Here is a 16988-nt window from a genome sequence, read left to right on the forward strand (position 1 = left end):
CCATATTATTTCGATTGTTTTTTTAGCAAAAATTCACGCAATGTTGAGAAATCAGCAGGCATAAAGTGGGATAACAAGTCCAGATCTGCGCGTTCAGCCAACGCTTGTGGTAAAGGCAATGGTTGGCCGAGAGTAGCTTCGACGCTTTCCTTAAATTTGGCTGGATGAGCAGTACCCAGGAACAAGCCATATTCCCCTTCTTGTAATTGATCCCGCAGAACACGATAAGCGACGGCAGCATGTGGTTCGGAAATATAGCCTTTTGCCGCCAGTTCGCGCAGGGTGCTTTGGGTGGTTACGTCATCCACAACGCCGTTTGCCAGTTCACTCAGTGCCCAGCCTTTGCATTGGAACAATGCTTCAATGCGCGGCCAGTTATTGGGCTGGCTGACATCCATGGCATTGGACAGCGTCGGAATAGTCTGATGCGGCAGCCACTTGCCTGCCGCTAAATAACGGGGAACGGTGTCATTAACATTGGTTGCCGCGATAAAACGTTTTACCGGTAGTCCCAGCGATTTTGCCAGCAGCCCTGCGGTTAAATTACCGAAATTGCCGCTTGGCACGGAAATCACCAATTGTTCACGTTTTTCTGCGGGGATTTGCGCAACCGCTTCAAAGTAATAACAAATTTGTGCCAGTAGGCGGCTGATATTAATAGAGTTGGCTGAGTTAAGGTGTAAAGCCCGTTTCAGTTCTTCATCATCAAAAGCCTGTTTGACCAATGTCTGGCAAGCATCGAAATCCCCCTTGATAGCTACCGTATGGATATTGCCACCCAGAGTGCAAAAGAGTTTTTCCTGCAATGGGCTGATCTTGCCTTCGGGATAAAGGATCACAACCTGTACGTTGTTCAAGCCATAGAAAGCATGGGCCACTGCGGCACCGGTATCACCGGATGTTGCCGTCAAAATCGTGACGGGCTGTTCTCCTGCAATCTGGGCAAGAATTTGTGCCATGAAACGGCCACCAAAGTCTTTGAAAGCCAGTGTCGGGCCGTGATAAAGCTCCAGTGAAGCGATGTCATCTTCGACAATCGCTACAGGGGCAGGGAAGGCAAACGCGTTTTTCACACGGGCTGTCAATTGTTCTGCGGGAATTTCATCGCCAATAAAGGCAGAGAGAATGCGCTGGCTGCGGCTGACAAAATCTAATTTCAATAAATCGTCAATTTCATTACGGCTGAATTCTGGCAAATCCTGTGGAAAAAAGAGGCCTTGCTGTTTACCTAACCCTTGCTTTACCGCCTGTGAAAAACTGACCTGCTCGCTGTTATCTTTTAAGTTATATAATTTCATGGTTACTTTACCTGTCGTGCGCCTGCGAGATCCAGACGGCAAATGTGTACAAAGCCTTCATCATTCTGTACGTAATGTTGTTGCAGCCAGTGTGCAACTTCTTCTGCTACCGCTATTTCATGACAAATAGCAAACAGTGTTGGGCCGGAGCCGGAAATGCCGCATGCCAGCGCTCCTAATTTTTTGACAGTTTCACGTGCATTGGCAAAACCGGGTAAGAGTTGGGTGCGATAAGGTTCTGCCACAACATCTTGCATTAATTTGGCAGCCAGTCCTGATTGCCGGGTATGGCAGGCATGGATAAAACCCGCAAAGTGACGCCCATGCTCAATGATATCCTTACGGGGATAGTGATTGGGCAGGATTGCACGGGCTTCGGCTGTCGATACTTTGATGCCGGGATAAGCCATTACCCATAGCCAATTATCAAATGTGGGAACAGGCAGACAGGGAGTATCTTCCTGAGATAATATCAATTGCAATCCTCCCAAATAGCAGGGAGCGACATTATCATAATGAACACCACCGGAAATGCGCCCTTCTAATTCTCCCATCATCTCCAGTAACTGGTGTTGGTTAAATGGGCGGCCAGCATATTCATTCAATGACACTAAACCGGCGACGACAGAACAGGCACTGGAGCCTAATCCTGAACCGATCGGCATATTTTTCTCTAATGTCATGGTAACGGGCAGCTCTTTTCCCAGTCGTTGACAAAAAAGCTGCCAGCATTGGTAGACAATATTTTGTTTGGGATCGGCCGGTAATTTGCTAACAAATCGCCCTTTATTATTCAGGCTGAAACTTTCAGCTTCACTGACGGAGACACAATCTCCAAGTAACGAGCCATCAATGGGAGAAACTGCTGCGCCAAGCACATCAAATCCGACGCCAACGTTCCCGATAGAGGCAGGCGCATAAACCCTGATAACCATTAAACCCCCAATTTCCATGACAGAGTACGTAATATATCAGCAAAAACGCCGGCTGCCGTTACATCATTTCCTGCGCCATAACCACGCAATACCAGTGGAATGGGCTGATAATAACGGGTGTAGAAAGCCAGCGCGTTTTCGCCATTCTTGACTTTATAAAGTGGATCGTTGCCATCAACAGAGACAATTTTCACTGTACAACGGCCTTGCTCAATCAAACCAACATAACGCAAGACTTTGCCTTGTTCTGCGGCTTGTTCCGCACGTTGGCTAAAGACCTGATCCAGTTGCGGTAAATGTTGCAGGAAATGGTCAACATCGCCACTGGCGTCGAACGATATAGGTAAAACGGGTTCGACATGAATATCTTCCAGTTCCAGTTCATAACCCGCCTCACGCGCTAAGATCAACAGCTTTCGGGCAACATCCATGCCAGAGAGATCATCGCGTGGATCGGGTTCTGTAAAGCCTTTCTCTTTGGCCAGCATGGTCGCTTGGGACAGCGTCATTCCTTCATCCAGCATGCCGAAAATAGAGGATAAAGAACCCGACAGGATGCCACTGAACTGCACTAATTCATCACCGGCATTAAGCAGATTTTGTAAGTTTTCGATAACCGGTAGTCCAGCCCCTACGTTAGTGTCATACAGGAACTTACGTTTCGATTTCTCTGCGGCCTGACGGATTTGGCGGTAATAAGCCATCGATAAGGTATTGGCTTTTTTATTGGGCGTGACAACGTTAAAGCCATTGCTGAGGAAACGGGCATACTGTTCCGCAATCGACTGATTGGAAGTACAGTCCACAATGACTGGATTCAGGAGATAGTACTCTTTTTCAAGACGAATAAGACGACTCAAGCTAAAAGGCTCAGTGGCTTCTGACAGTGCCTGCTGCCAGTTATCCAGACAGATGCCTTGTACATCAGTCAATAAAGCGCGGGAATTGGCAATACCACAGACGCGCAAATCGATGTGTTTCTGTTTGAGCCAGGTTTGCTGACGACGTATTTGCTCGATCAACGCACTGCCTACACCTCCTACACCGACAACAAAGACCTCAACAACCTGAGCGGTGTTAAACAGCATTTGATGGCAGAGACGAACAGCCGTCGTCGCGGCATCATTTTCAATGACGGCGGAAATGGAACGTTCAGAAGAACCTTGCGCAATGGCAATGATGTTGATGTTGGCGCGTGTCAATGCGGAGAAAAAGCGGGCAGAAGTCCCAGGCTGAGTACGCATACCATCGCCAACGACAGAAATAATGGCAAGATTATCGATCACGTCGATGGGATCAAGCACACCATCTTTCAGCTCCAGATAAAATTCTTCTGTCAGTGCCTTTTGTGCTTTTACCAACTCTTTTTGCGGTACACAGAAGCTGATGCTGTATTCTGACGAAGACTGTGTGATTAATACAACGGAAATACCTTTGCGTGACATGACGGAAAAGATCCGTGCCGCCATCCCGACCATACCTTTCATACCAGGGCCGGAAACGTTGAACATCGTCATATGATTTAGATTGGTAATGCCCTTAATTGGCATGTCCTGATCTTTTTGCCCATGATCAATGGGGACATCGCCAATAAAAGTACCCGGTGCATCGGGATTGGCCGTATTTTTTATCAGACAAGGAATTTGAAACTGGGCAATAGGGGCGATAGTACGAGGATGAAGGACTTTCGCACCGAAATAAGACAATTCCATCGCTTCTTGGTATGACAGGCTTTTCAGCAAGCGTGCATCTTTCACCGCCCTTGGATCACAAGTATAAACACCGTCTACATCCGTCCAGATTTCACAACAATCTGCACGCAGACATGCCGCCAGTACTGCGGCTGAATAGTCAGAGCCGTTGCGTCCCAATACGACCAATTCGCCATTTTCATTGCCCGCAGTGAAACCCGCCATCAGGATGAGGTGGTCAGCAGGAATGTTGAGTGCCGCAATGCGTTTGGAGGAGCCATGGATATCGACGGTGGATTCGAGACAATGCCCATGTGCCAAAAGGTTTTTGACCGGATCAATGACAGTCACTTTATGACCACGAGCCTGTAGCACGGATTCCATGATGGCAATCGACAGTTTTTCGCCACGGCAGATCAGGGATGCACTAATGTTATCTGGGCATTGTTTTAACAAGGAAATGCCGTGCAGAGTCTGTTTAAGGCTGGCTAGCTCACGTTCTACTAGCCCTTTCAGACGGTCATAATCAAACCCGGGTTGTTGCTCTTTCAATCCTGACAGCAGATCAGCAAAGATTTGGGTAGCATCGCTCATATTAGAAACAATATCTTGCCCTGCAACCGTTTTTTCGATCATCGCCACCAGATGGTTGGTGATTTTTGCCGGTGCTGAGAGTACTAAGGCAACTTGCCCAAGGGATAACTCAGTCTCGGCGATATCTGCAACACTCAGTACACGCTGGTGATTTGCAACTGAGGTTCCGCCAAATTTCAATACGCGCATTAACGTTCTTCTCCTGATTTCGGTCCAAAAAAAAGCCCGTATCTTGTGGGATACGGGCTCATTGTTGTTTTATGTGTATGCGTCAGCCCGCACCGCAACTCATGGTTCCGGTGGTAATCGTGGTTGTAGTAATGACAGTTATAATCATGTTTGTAAGAACCCTTTTTTTCGAGCTGATGTGGTGCATCGTTTCCTGTCTGTCTTTTTTAATTTGTTTGACCCCCTATTGGTTAAATTAAATTGTGGTCAATGTCAAATATTTTTTATGGCGAAAGAAGAAAAAAACGGCATTTTCCGTATCGAAATTATTCAAAATATAGCCCAAATGACAAATTATTATTTGGTTAGTTAGCTTATTTAATAGCATTTAATTTTACAAAAAACATATTTTGTAATTATTTTGTCTTTATGATAAAAACGTGTCATCTGGATATTTCAGTGTCGAGCGAATCTCTTTCAAGTATTCACGACATCTCAACATCCATTAACATAATTTATTCAAGTTAATAACAAATGACCTGGATTAAAATTAACAATTACAATTAATGTTAACGTGCTACAATTGATTTTGATATGTATCAACAAAAGTTAGTTTTTTTAGAAGGCAAATGCATTACTAGCTGTTATATTGCTGTTAATAGACTAATATAGAAGCCTCGTTTAAATCGGGTATGTACCCTCTAGGAAAGCGACGCTAGCTTTTAGCGTAAAACATATCAAAACATTTATTTCGGGCATAAGCTGATTTTCTGTCACTCAGAACAAGATCAGCATATTTTCTTTTAATAATAACAGCTTGTGTCATACAGATTCTGTTTTTTAGCGATTTTAGGTAGCAACCATGCAAACCCCGCACATTTTGATTGTTGAAGACGAAATTGTCACACGCAATACCCTTAAGAGTATTTTTGAGGCTGAAGGGTATGTTGTTTATGAAGCCAATGATGGTTCAGAAATGCACAACATTCTGTCAGATAACGATATCAATTTAGTCATTATGGATATCAATCTGCCAGGTAAAAATGGTTTGCTGCTTGCCCGTGAATTACGTGAGCAGGCAAATGTTGCGTTGATGTTCTTAACCGGCCGTGATAATGAAGTGGACAAAATTCTTGGTCTCGAAATCGGTGCTGATGATTATATAACTAAGCCATTTAACCCACGCGAATTAACCATCCGTGCACGTAATTTACTTTCGCGGACAATGAACCTGAGTCCTCCAGGAGAAGAGCGTCGCCAAGTTGAAAGTTATAAGTTCAATGGATGGGAGCTGGATATCAATAGCCGCTCTTTGGTTAGCCCGATGGGAGATCATTACAAACTGCCGCGTAGCGAATTCCGTGCGATGCTTCATTTCTGTGAGAATCCAGGAAAAATCCAAACCCGTGCAGAATTGTTGAAAAAAATGACGGGCCGCGAACTGAAACCTCACGATCGTACTGTTGATGTGACTATTCGCCGTATTCGTAAACACTTCGAATCGACACCAGATACGCCAGAAATCATTGCGACCATCCACGGTGAAGGTTACCGTTTCTGTGGTGATTTAGAAGAATGATTGATACCTTTTTATAGGTATATATTCGACATGGCGTCTCTGTCAAAAAGCCCCGTATGTCTTATGGCATCAGGGCTTTTCTTGTAGTTGGTGCTTGCCTCAGTGATGAGTTATTCACTCTTTCCACGGCATAATCGGTACAGCACTGATTGCATTTTTAGGGGAACCATCGATCACTTTGTCAGAATAAGTCAAATAAATTAGCGAATTACGATTTGGATCGTAGAAGCGGACAACCTGCAATTTTTTAAATACCAAAGAAGTGCGTTTCTGGAAGACGACTTGTCCTTTCTTAGGGGATTTCTTTATCTTATCTGCCAATTCAATCGGGCCAATTTGCTGGCAGGATATGGCGGCATCAGAGGTATCTTCTGCTAATCCCAATCCTCCCTTAAGCCCTCCAGTTTTGGCTCTGCTCAGATAACAGGTGACATTTTTAACGTCAGGATCATCAAAGGCTTCTATCACTATCTTGTTATCGGGACCAAAAAGTTTGAACACGGTGTCAACAGAACCGATCTCTTCAGCATGCAAAGCCGCAGGAGAAAAGAGTAAGGTAGCCGCTATCACTATTTTCTTCATTGTTGCCATATATAGTCCAATTGAATTAAATAAATACAGTGAAAATATCTATCATTCACATATAATGTAACGCAATAAATTTAATTAAATTATTTCCAATGTGAATGTATCTGTGGTGGAAAATCAGGACATTATAGCTGAATACGCCCCCAAGACGAGTAAGTAATGGTCTTTAAAACGTTATGCCATTGGAGTTAGGTTAACATCCTGTACGTCAGTAATAAATATATTTTCTCTTATAATTCATATCATTGACTTATTTATCAGGACAATGCTTGACATATTACCGATTCTGATATTAATTTATTCCAAGCAAAAACTTGTTTAATTCATTGGAAGTTTGTTGATTATCTCAATGTAACAATCAATATGTCCAATGGAATCATCTTGGCATAGTATACCTAAAGAATAACTAACCAATAGTTATAGTAAATATGGGTAATTAATTGCTGGGATGGTGTACGGCAACAACACTCAGGGAAATTGTCATCTGGGTTTATTTTGGGAAAAGTATAGGTGTTGATTATTGATCAAACTACACAATATCTGTTTTTAGGGAAAAGCTTTTATTTTTCAATCTAATAAGCTGTTTTACATTTATATGATTTTCTTTTTGTCTTAATGACTGAGGGAGATGTATGGATCAAACCAACATCATTCGGGACTTGCTGCATTGGGTGGATAATAATCTGGATCGTCCATTGTCTCTTGATAACGTTGCAGCAAAAGCAGGTTACTCCAAATGGCACTTGCAGCGCATGTTCAAGGAGATAACAGGCCAGGCAATAGGTTCTTATATCCGTGCGAGAAGATTATCCAGAGCTGCTGTTGCATTACGTTTAACCAGCCGTCCTATCCTGGACATTGCCTTGCAATATCGCTTCGATTCTCAACAAACTTTCACAAGAGCTTTCAAAAAACAGTTTGACCGAACGCCAGCTGCCTATCGTCGAAGCGAAGAGTGGTGCGCAAAAGGAATATGTCCTCCTATCTTGCTGGATAACAAACCTCTGCCAGAGCACAAATTTGTCACATTGGAAGAGAAATCACTTATCGGTACTGAGCACACTTGCAGTTACACACTTGAGCAATGGTCAGAAGATTGCAAGAATATGCGTCATGAGTTTTGGATTAACTATCTACAAGATGCGGAAGTATTACCACCGAGGCTTTATGGATTACACCATACGACCCCTTGTATGGAGAGTGAAGATGAACAGACCGTGTTCTATACCACAGCCATAGAACCAGAATATGCTACCTTTGATACCAAAGATAGCCATCCAGTCGTCTTGCCGAGTGGGGATTACATTTCATTCAGTTATTTTGGTGATAAAGAGCAGTTACAAGAGTTTCTCTTTACAGTTTATGGCGTCTGTTTGCCTACACTAAATATAACTCGCAGAAAGGGATACGATGTCGAGCGATATTACCTCACCAATCTTGAATGGAAAAATCTTGGGGATGAGACACAAAATCATGTTGTGGAATTTGAGTATCTCATCCCAATTGAACGTTAACCTTGTAATTCATCCAAGGCGGGCATATCCAGATGAGTGATATCGCCCGTTGTTTCAACTATCCAACCTGGGGCCAGCCACGGGCTATCCTGATAATCTACCCGTGAAATGGAACAGTTTCTCAACCGTAGACGGCGTTCTGAGTTAGCGGGAAGACCCAGAATAGAGCAGATCAAACTGACGAGAGCTATTCCATGACTGACCAACAATGGACGACTACCCGCAGGCAGGTTAAGGCAATTTTCCAGTGCGGCCCGCATACGGGTAGACACTTCATGCATCGATTCACCTTCTGGGATCCGTCCATTTGGTGTACCATCAACAAGACTTTTACGCCAGGATTCTTCTTTTGGTGTGAGGGAAGTGAGTTCGCGATTTTCCAGAACGCCCATATTTAACTCTCGCAGGCGTGGTTCCAGTATGACGTCGCAGCCACAGGCTCCCGCGATGATTTCTGCTGTTTGGCATGTCCGACCAAGGTCACTGGTGATAACATGGGTAATGTTTTCTGATTTAACTCTCTGCGCGACCAAGTGAGCTTGACGCCGACCCGTTTCAGTCAAAGGACTGTCAGATTGCCCCTGAATACGACGAGCCACATTCCATTCGGTTTCGCCATGACGAACAAGATAGACCTGTAACATAGTTATTTTCCGTTATACTGCATCATGAAATAATTCAAAGGATAATTTATTTATATGTACCACGTTATTGCAGCAACAACTAACCCTGCGAAGATAAAAGCGATTAGCCTTGCATTCGATGATGTTTTTGGCCCAGGCACTTACCATATAGAAGATGTTAATGTAGACAGTAGCGTACCTCAACAACCCATTGGTAATACTGAGACTCGTACCGGTGCTCGTCATCGAGTTATGGCTGCTCGTCAGGTCCGGCCAGAAGCGGATTTCTGGGTTGGCGTTGAAGCAGGAATTGAAGATGATATGACGTTTGCCTGGATGGTGGTTGAACATAAACAAATTCGGGGAGAATCGCGTTCTGCTAGCCTGATGTTGCCAGAAAAAGTCCTGGAAGGCATTCGTCAGGGACGAGAACTTGGCCATGAAATGGCGGATGTCACTGGCGTCAATAATATCAAGCAGAAAGGTGGGGCGATTGGCTTTTTTACCCACGGTATACTGACGCGTACCAGCGTTTATCATCAAGCTCTGATATTGGCTCTGGTGCCTATTCATCATGAAATTTACAAAGAGTCGAATACTTAATCTTAACGGCAGTCGCTGTTTGGGGGCACGATTAGACGGCCCCCGCTGCATTATTTAGTTTGTTATTTTATCGTGGTTATTGTCAATCAGTTAGTAACTGATTTTCCAGCCATTTCTTAACATGAACCGGTGCATTCTTTAAGCTATTGGAACCACGTGTAATTGTCGCAATACCAACGGCCAGCTCATTTTTCAGTTCGCGCTGGTTCATTTGCCCCCGCATCAATTCCTGAATAATCCGAACCCGAGTTGATAAAGCGGTACGTTCATCGGGAGTCAATAATAGCTGCAAAATAGAATGTTGCAAATTTTGTTCAAATGCGATTTTTAACAACTCAACAAAAGTGAGCCAGTCATCACCCTCTTCCGGGGAAAGCGCCGGATCAATCAAATGATTTTGTGCCATAATTAACTACCATACTATTCAACTAGTACAGTAGCATACCATATTAATCTTAAATTAATAACGCCTTTGCCATTCCGCATTTGTCAGCACATTTGGTATTTTTCCCATAAAATTGTGGTAGAACATGTCGTAGGCAAGAACATTTTTGACATAAGAGCGCGTTTCCGCAAAAGGAATGCTCTCAATAAAGGCGACGGGATCGATATTTCCAGCGGTGTTAGCTAACCAACGTTCAACATTTGCAGGGCCGGCATTATAAGCGGCACTGGCAAGAATACGGTTATGACCAAAACGCTGATAGACCGATTCCAGATAAGCGGTGCCAATTTTAATATTCGTAATCGGGTTCATTAATTGATTGCTGCTGACATAACCCTGAATTCTCTCACTCTTCACGGTATGTTCGGCGGTTTTGGGCATGATCTGCATTAATCCACTGGCTCCTTTGGAAGAACGGGCCTGTGGGTTCCAGGCACTTTCCTGACGGGCAATTGCCATGGCATAACTTTGTGAAATATTTTTATCTGACGTGAAGTTTGCAAATTCATTTTGCCACGCCATCGGGAAACGCTCTTCAAGGTGGTCCCACATTTTTCCCGCAATGGTAGCTTGTACACTGAATGCGGGCCAGTGCTGCTCAAATGCATAACGAGCCAACTGTTCTTGTTTCACGCGATCTTGCGAAGAAACCAGGAGAAGCCATTCTGAGCGGGCCAAATTATCCATATTCCAATACAGCAACTCCCGGATACGTTGAATGGCTGGCATCGTGGCAATGGCACGATTGGGTCTTTCTGATTTATTGATGGTCAGGGGATAAGAAATATGTAATTTCTGGGCTGCCACCATGGGATAAAAACCACGATGTTCGGTCAGTTTACGTAATATCGCATTGCCTTCTGCGCTTTTTCTTTGATTGAGCAGAATAATCGCACGCCAATATTGCCACTCATCTTGTTGCAACGTTTTTTGCGGCAGCAACGAAATCCATCTTTCAAGCCCGGAGAGATCGCCATTCCTCAATGCCAGGCGGGCACGCCGTTCAATCAATTTGATAGAGTGTGAATCGCGAATGGTCTCATCCCGCCATTTTGCCTGCTCTGGTGTAATGTCTCCCATCAATTGCCATGCGACGATATCTTTTAATTGCTGTCGTTCGGCGTCATTCATCTTTTGTGAGCGGACAAGGGTAGGGATGCTTACTCTGGCAAATTCAGCATTTGTGCGGGCAAATCGGGAAAAGTTCGTTATGATAACCGAGCGGGTGAAATCGGTTGGTGTGGCAGTTGTGGCAAATTGTTCAATGAATGCTGGATCATGTTGTAGTTTCAGCAAATTTGTACTCACGCTTTGATAACACAATGGTAAGCGTTTGACAAGATAGGTAACAAGTGTGGTGTTATTGGTTTTCACCGCCAATTCGATACGCTGTAAAATTAAATTTGCAGACAGGTATCCGGCCCGCTCCCATGCAGTGAGTAGTTTATCGCAACTATCAGGTAATGAGTTGCCATGGAGCCAAATTTCTTGGGCACCTTGCCAGGCGACTTGCTGGTGTCCTGTGGCCCATTGCGCAAAGTAATAATCACAGCGTTCTGCAACTGTATTTGGCGGATTGAGACTGAATGTCAGGATGCCGCTCCAGTCACCATTATTTGCCAGTACACTGATAAATCGAGATGCCAGCGAACGTGCGGGTGGCAAGGTAGGGTGAGTGTTAATAAAGTGCTGAACTTGCTGAGGCGTGGTCGTTGCCAGATCCTGAGATAATTGACGATATTCGAGATAGGGATACAGGGGATAATTTTTCAGCGTTGGCATCAGACGCGCCACTTCCTCCCTATTTTGGGCATCCCATGCCTGCTTTATTGCTTGATATCGTTGACGTTGGGCATCCAGAGAATCAGCATGTGCCGCTCCAGCAACAACAGAAACCATACTCACAGCCATGATGAAATGCCGCCACTTACTCATTGCCATATACCCCTTCGGAAGACTACTATCGGTGTCCAAATGCCCTGTGTCTAAATACTTTGCTCAGGTGCGTTGTCCAAGTGAATTATTAAGATGTTATGTAATTATAATCATATTATTGATGTGAGTTATTACAATTGTCATACCAAATGGAAAACGCTGGAAAAGTGTTATTTGATAAGAGGATAGGTAAAATACGCTATCTAAACGCGATAAACGCAAATGATTTTTAAAATTTCTTGATTAATCAAAAGGTAAACTACATTGGCTCAATATGTTTATAGTATGCATCGGGTGGGAAAAGTTGTTCCTCCTAAAAGGCATATTCTGAAAAATATTTCTCTGAGTTTTTTCCCTGGAGCGAAAATTGGTGTTCTCGGTCTCAATGGTGCCGGTAAATCTACTTTACTGCGCATCATGGCGGGTATTGATAAAGATATTGAGGGAGAAGCGCGCCCACAACCGGGTATTAAAATCGGCTATCTGCCGCAAGAACCTAAGCTTAATCCTGAACATACTGTTCGTGAAGCTGTGGAAGAGGCTGTTAGCGAAGTGAAAAATGCGCTGACTCGCCTTGATGAAGTTTATGCGGCTTATGCTGATCCAGATGCGGATTTCGATAAGCTGGCAAAAGAGCAAGGTGAGCTGGAAGCGATTATCCAATCTCATGATGGACACAATCTGGACAATCAGCTTGAACGAGCGGCTGATGCTTTGCGTCTGCCTGCATGGGAGGCGAAGATTGAACACTTGTCCGGTGGTGAACGCCGTCGTGTGGCAATTTGCCGTCTGTTATTGGAAAAACCAGACATGCTGCTGCTTGACGAACCCACAAACCACCTTGATGCTGAGTCTGTTGCATGGCTGGAACGCTTCCTGCACGGTTACGAAGGCACAGTGGTTGCGATCACCCACGACCGTTACTTCCTTGATAACGTTGCTGGTTGGATCCTGGAGCTTGACCGTGGTGAAGGTATTCCGTGGGAAGGCAACTACTCTTCATGGCTGGAACAAAAAGATGCACGTCTGGCACAGGAAGCTGCGTCAGAAGCGGCTCGCCGTAAATCCATTGAGAAAGAGCTTGAGTGGATCCGCCAAAATCCGAAAGGACGTCAGGCAAAAGGCAAGGCACGTTTAGCTCGCTTTGAAGAACTGAGTAGTGTTGACTACCAAAAGCGTAATGAAACCAGCGAATTGTTCATTCCGCCTGGCCCACGTTTGGGGGACAAGGTGCTGGAAGTCACCAATCTGACCAAATCTTACGGTGATCGCGTTCTGATCGACAATTTGAATTTCTCTTTGCCGAAAGGGGCGATTGTCGGGATCATCGGCCCGAACGGTGCGGGTAAATCAACGCTGTTCCGTATGTTGTCAGGACAAGAGCAGCCCGATTCTGGCTCAATGACGCTGGGTGAGACGGTTAAATTGGCTTCTGTTGAGCAGTTCCGCGATAGCATGGATGACAGCAAAACCGTTTGGGAAGAGGTTTCTGGTGGTCAAGACATTATGCGTATCGGCAACTTTGAAATTCCGAGCCGTGCCTATGTTGGTCGCTTTAACTTCAAAGGCGTCGATCAAGGCAAGCGTGTTGGTGAATTATCTGGTGGTGAGCGTGGTCGTCTGCATTTAGCTAAATTGTTGCAAGTTGGCGGCAACATGTTGCTGCTTGACGAACCAACCAACGATTTAGACGTCGAAACGTTGCGCGCATTGGAAAACGCCCTGCTGGAATTCCCAGGCTGTGCGATGGTTATTTCCCATGACCGTTGGTTCCTTGACCGTATCGCAACACATATCATTGATTATCAGGATGAAGGTAAAGTCACCTTCTTTGAAGGAAACTTCAGCGAATACGAAGACTACAAGAAGCGGACTATGGGGGCGGAAGCACTGCAACCTCACCGCATCAAATATAAAAAGATCAGCAAGTAAGTCTGCCAGAAAAAACGGCCTGATATCAGGCCGTTTTTTTGTTGATGGTAACTAACGTGTTATTATTGAGCTATTACGACACTAAAACGCGTCGTTCCAGTATGGATTCATAAGTCTTAGTTGCCTTTCCACTTGCTAAAGTGATAACGCTACCTGCATGTTGTATCAGGCGTTTATCCTGGGAGGCAATGACAACCGTACCTTTCCGTTCATGGGCAATAAATTTAAAGATATTAATGAACGTCTGAAATGCCTGATGATCTAAATTGCGAGTTGGGTCATCTGCAAATAAATATTCAGGTCTTCTGACTATGGCTTTCGCCATGGCTGCCAATTGTTTCTCGTTTTCAGACAGTTCCCCTGGATAATAACGGCTTTTATCGCCTAATTTCACAATATCCAGCGATTTTTGCGCGATTTTTTCGGCTTGCTCGCGAGCAAGTGGTAATCCATAAGACGTTGATAATAATAAGTTATCTAAGAGAGTGAGTTCACTAAATAAGTTGAAATCTTGGAAGATAAACCCACTATTTTCATGATGAAACTTTCCTAATTCCACATCATTCATTAGTTTCAACTTGTTATTATTAATTAATACATCTCCTTGATCTGGTTGTAACATACCCGATGCAATCGACAACACTGTACGGTTAGTCGATGCCTTCGGCCCTGTTATCAAAGTAATTTCACCTGGTATAATAGAAAATGTGATATTTGAAATCATTTCATGATTAACTGTAGCATCAGTTAAACCATATGAAATATTGATAACCTCAATCGATTTAAATTGATTCAAGTTCATATTCTCAACACAATTAGGTTAAAAGATTAAAACTTTATCCTTAAACATATGCTGTCTAAATTCATTCGTAATGATACTGATATCCCTACGGTATTGTACGAATAAAAATAGTCTATATGTGAAACATCTTCATCAAGGATATACTCATCTTATGTCAATTATTATTTACTATGACTATCTAATAAATGAGATGTTTCTTAGTCTTGGAATAAAAATCAATAATATTAATGAATTATGCTTAAGGTAACAATGAAAAAATAAAAATAGCATAAATTCTTCTATTTTTATTCCACTTTTATAATAAGGGAAAAAGTCATTTTATATTTCGTTAATATTTTAATGTTACTTGTTATTACCTCCGTTATTGATAAAAACACTTAGAATATTTGTGGGTTTATTAGTAACTAATAAATTTTATATAAATAAATCAATAGACCTGTTCATTAAATGACTTATTTCCCTGTAATTCAAGTCAAAACAGTAAAATTAAAGTATCAAAAAATATTATTATCACAATTTATTTTATTACATTTGTTAAGATAACTAAAGTAAACATTTAACTCATTGTTAAGGTAAGGTAATTATAATAAGATAAAGATTACACTGAATAATAAATTACTATCAATTAACCTTGGTAATAATATGAGTGTAATCTATTTTATATATAAAGATTAGTTATTCCATTAACATCTGTTGAACTAATTCAACGCAATGTAGAAAACGTTGGTCATAATCCGGTGAATTGACACAGATATAATCGATATTATTTGTTTTCAACAAACTTTCAAGCAAATGGTGAAATTCTTTGCGATCTCGCTCGCTCCCCAAATTTCTTAAACCATCTGCAACCCACGGGGTGTTGTTTTCTAAAAGAATAACCAAATCAAAACGATACTCATCAATCATCGCCTGAACGAAAGGATGTTCTTTTCCTTCGTAGCGTTTGCAAAATGCCTGTGTTGTTACAAAATCAGTATCGATAAATGCGACCTTATTGGCATATTTAACAGAAAAATCAATGTATTGAGCATGGCCTAATGCAATTTTATCGTAATCTGAGTATTGTAAAGCCATTTCATCGCCTCCCAGGTGGGAAAATACATATTCGCGCCCATATTCCCATGCGCTGGTTGTGTTAAACATGTTGGCCAGCTTATTCACTAATGTCGATTTTCCGCTCGATTCTCCACCAAGAATAGCCACGGTACGTACAAAAAATGGCTTTACTTCTGTAGGGATATATTCCCAGTAACGGAAAGGAGCCTGACGGATTTGGCTACCGCTAATATTCATGAATGAGCGTTGTGGGTCGATAAGTACAGTTTCAACGCCGAAATATTCTTTATAACGAGGAACATCCTGTGCTTCGCTGGAATAGATATAATTAGGGTTGATGTTTTTTGTTGCCAGAAATGAGTTAACACTTTGACTCCACGTTTCCCAGCCATTTGGGTAAGGTTCCATTCCTTGTTCATCAATTGCATGAATATGAATACTTTTCTGATACTTGAATGTTTGCAGTAACCATCTCAGACGGTCACTGACAGTCGGTTGTTGAGACATCGAACTGTTGATGAATAACTCACGATCACGCACTTCGTCATAGCAAAGAACAACATGTAACTCATCAACTTGACTGGATGCTCGTTGGATCAAATAAATGTGTCCAGTATGTAATGGGTAAAATTTACCAAACACAACGCCGACCGTTTTCTTTTCCATGGGATATGCTAATCCTAGATATTGATGAAGAGAAGCCAGTTTCTGAGCACTGGGACTTTTTATTTTGGCATTAATCAGTTGGCTTAGATAGCCTTTGGTCATTCCGCTGGCATCAGCAACCTGCTGTAATGTATAACCTGCCTGTTTGATTGCCTCTTTCAAATAGTCAAATTGCGCCATAAAACCCCCTCTTTGTTTAGTATACTAAACAAAGTAGCATATTTGTCGTGAAAGGTAAAAATAAAATAACCAAATGCTAAATTGATAGCTATACTCGATAAACTTCAAGTTGCAATCCGCAAGACGACGTGAGGCCTTATATTTCCCCGCTGCGCGGGGAAATATAACACGCATCTTGAAGTTGGATTGGTATAAACAATAAAGAGGAATGATAATAGCGTTTGTTCAATTATTCTTGAATAAATTGTCTGCTTTATTCGTTATATAAATATTTACATAACTATTTGTGGTTTAAATTTAACCAGTATTTTGTGATCAATAAATAACAGCGTATGGTGAGAATAGGAAAATATTAAATGATATAGTGCTTAACTATTTG

Annotated in this window: 13 protein-coding genes and 1 other annotated feature; of the genes, 4 read left to right on the top strand and 9 right to left on the bottom strand. The window is 42.7% G+C overall.

Features of this window, described 5'->3' with window-relative positions:
• Window positions 1-5: 5 nt before the first annotated feature.
• Genes thrC through thrA form a run of 3 tightly spaced genes read right to left on the bottom strand, consistent with a single transcriptional unit; the run spans window position 6 to window position 4707 of the window.
• Window positions 6-1298, bottom strand: coding sequence for a threonine synthase (thrC, locus tag ABLA76_RS10445; protein ID WP_348987873.1), 1293 nt, complete (start codon window positions 1296-1298; stop codon window positions 6-8).
• A gap of 2 nt (window positions 1299-1300) precedes the next feature.
• Window positions 1301-2251 carry a homoserine kinase gene (gene thrB / locus ABLA76_RS10450; RefSeq protein WP_348987874.1) on the bottom strand — a complete coding sequence of 317 codons (951 nt, stop codon included), beginning with the start codon at window positions 2249-2251 and terminating at the stop codon, window positions 1301-1303.
• Window positions 2233-4707 carry a bifunctional aspartate kinase/homoserine dehydrogenase I gene (gene thrA, locus ABLA76_RS10455; protein WP_348987875.1) on the bottom strand — a complete coding sequence of 825 codons (2475 nt, stop codon included), beginning with the start codon at window positions 4705-4707 and terminating at the stop codon, window positions 2233-2235. Before thrA ends, thrB begins: the two co-directional genes overlap by 19 nt.
• Window positions 4708-4732: 25 nt before the next feature.
• Window positions 4733-4849 (bottom strand) — a sequence feature (Thr leader region).
• A 699-nt stretch (window positions 4850-5548) separates the two neighbouring features.
• Between thrA and arcA the strand changes: the two genes are divergently transcribed.
• Window positions 5549-6265, top strand: a complete 717-nt coding sequence (arcA, locus tag ABLA76_RS10460; RefSeq protein ID WP_047766739.1) for a two-component system response regulator ArcA — start codon at window positions 5549-5551, stop codon at window positions 6263-6265.
• Window positions 6266-6379: 114 nt separating this feature from the next.
• On the opposite strand, the gene creA is transcribed toward arcA, so the two are convergent.
• On the bottom strand, window positions 6380-6856 hold the full coding sequence (gene creA / locus ABLA76_RS10465; protein ID WP_072161169.1) for a protein CreA: 477 nt from the start codon (window positions 6854-6856) through the stop codon (window positions 6380-6382).
• Between the two features lie 629 nt (window positions 6857-7485).
• Between creA and robA the strand changes: the two genes are divergently transcribed.
• A complete protein-coding gene (robA, locus tag ABLA76_RS10470; RefSeq protein WP_047766740.1) occupies window positions 7486-8367 on the top strand; it encodes an MDR efflux pump AcrAB transcriptional activator RobA in 882 nt (293 codons plus the stop codon).
• Here robA and gpmB read toward each other — a convergent pair.
• Entirely contained in the window at window positions 8364-9011 is a 648-nt protein-coding gene (gpmB, locus tag ABLA76_RS10475) for a 2,3-diphosphoglycerate-dependent phosphoglycerate mutase GpmB (RefSeq protein WP_348987876.1), read from the bottom strand. The genes robA and gpmB overlap by 4 nt on opposite strands.
• Window positions 9012-9065: 54 nt before the next feature.
• Here gpmB and yjjX point away from each other — a divergent pair, with 54 nt between their 5' ends.
• The gene (yjjX, locus tag ABLA76_RS10480) at window positions 9066-9593 is read left to right on the top strand and encodes an inosine/xanthosine triphosphatase (RefSeq protein ID WP_047766742.1); all 528 of its coding nucleotides are present in this window, start codon (window positions 9066-9068) and stop codon (window positions 9591-9593) included.
• Between the two features lie 82 nt (window positions 9594-9675).
• On the opposite strand, the gene trpR is transcribed toward yjjX, so the two are convergent.
• Both trpR and sltY read right to left on the bottom strand, forming a co-directional pair.
• Window positions 9676-9999, bottom strand: coding sequence for a trp operon repressor (gene trpR / locus ABLA76_RS10485; RefSeq protein WP_047766743.1), 324 nt, complete (start codon window positions 9997-9999; stop codon window positions 9676-9678).
• Window positions 10000-10053: 54 nt separating this feature from the next.
• Window positions 10054-11973 (bottom strand): murein transglycosylase, encoded by a 1920-nt coding sequence (gene sltY, locus ABLA76_RS10490; RefSeq protein ID WP_348987877.1) that lies wholly within the window; start codon window positions 11971-11973, stop codon window positions 10054-10056.
• Window positions 11974-12237: 264 nt separating this feature from the next.
• On the opposite strand from sltY, the gene ettA reads away from it, so the two are divergent.
• On the top strand, window positions 12238-13905 hold the full coding sequence (gene ettA, locus ABLA76_RS10495; RefSeq protein ID WP_072059729.1) for an energy-dependent translational throttle protein EttA: 1668 nt from the start codon (window positions 12238-12240) through the stop codon (window positions 13903-13905).
• A gap of 73 nt (window positions 13906-13978) precedes the next feature.
• Here ettA and ABLA76_RS10500 read toward each other — a convergent pair whose 3' ends face one another.
• Both ABLA76_RS10500 and nadR read right to left on the bottom strand, forming a co-directional pair.
• Window positions 13979-14707, bottom strand: coding sequence for an ATP-binding cassette domain-containing protein (locus tag ABLA76_RS10500; protein WP_348987878.1), 729 nt, complete (start codon window positions 14705-14707; stop codon window positions 13979-13981).
• Between the two features lie 675 nt (window positions 14708-15382).
• Window positions 15383-16609, bottom strand: a complete 1227-nt coding sequence (gene nadR, locus ABLA76_RS10505) for a multifunctional transcriptional regulator/nicotinamide-nucleotide adenylyltransferase/ribosylnicotinamide kinase NadR (RefSeq protein ID WP_348987879.1) — start codon at window positions 16607-16609, stop codon at window positions 15383-15385.
• Window positions 16610-16988 lie beyond the last annotated feature (379 nt).

This window comes from Xenorhabdus sp. SGI240 (assembly GCF_040081915.1).
Classification (GTDB): Bacteria; Pseudomonadota; Gammaproteobacteria; order Enterobacterales; family Enterobacteriaceae; genus Xenorhabdus; species Xenorhabdus bakwenae.

Coding starts and splice junctions, on each gene's coding strand:
- creA (WP_072161169.1), bottom strand. CDS start 6,856: ATGGCAACAATGAAGAAAATAGTGATAGCGGCTACCTTACTCTTTTCT.
- robA (WP_047766740.1), top strand. CDS start 7,486: ATGGATCAAACCAACATCATTCGGGACTTGCTGCATTGGGTGGATAAT.
- thrA (WP_348987875.1), bottom strand. CDS start 4,707: ATGCGCGTATTGAAATTTGGCGGAACCTCAGTTGCAAATCACCAGCGT.
- nadR (WP_348987879.1), bottom strand. CDS start 16,609: ATGGCGCAATTTGACTATTTGAAAGAGGCAATCAAACAGGCAGGTTAT.
- gpmB (WP_348987876.1), bottom strand. CDS start 9,011: ATGTTACAGGTCTATCTTGTTCGTCATGGCGAAACCGAATGGAATGTG.
- yjjX (WP_047766742.1), top strand. CDS start 9,066: ATGTACCACGTTATTGCAGCAACAACTAACCCTGCGAAGATAAAAGCG.
- thrC (WP_348987873.1), bottom strand. CDS start 1,298: ATGAAATTATATAACTTAAAAGATAACAGCGAGCAGGTCAGTTTTTCA.
- trpR (WP_047766743.1), bottom strand. CDS start 9,999: ATGGCACAAAATCATTTGATTGATCCGGCGCTTTCCCCGGAAGAGGGT.
- ABLA76_RS10500 (WP_348987878.1), bottom strand. CDS start 14,707: ATGAACTTGAATCAATTTAAATCGATTGAGGTTATCAATATTTCATAT.
- arcA (WP_047766739.1), top strand. CDS start 5,549: ATGCAAACCCCGCACATTTTGATTGTTGAAGACGAAATTGTCACACGC.
- sltY (WP_348987877.1), bottom strand. CDS start 11,973: ATGAGTAAGTGGCGGCATTTCATCATGGCTGTGAGTATGGTTTCTGTT.
- thrB (WP_348987874.1), bottom strand. CDS start 2,251: ATGGAAATTGGGGGTTTAATGGTTATCAGGGTTTATGCGCCTGCCTCT.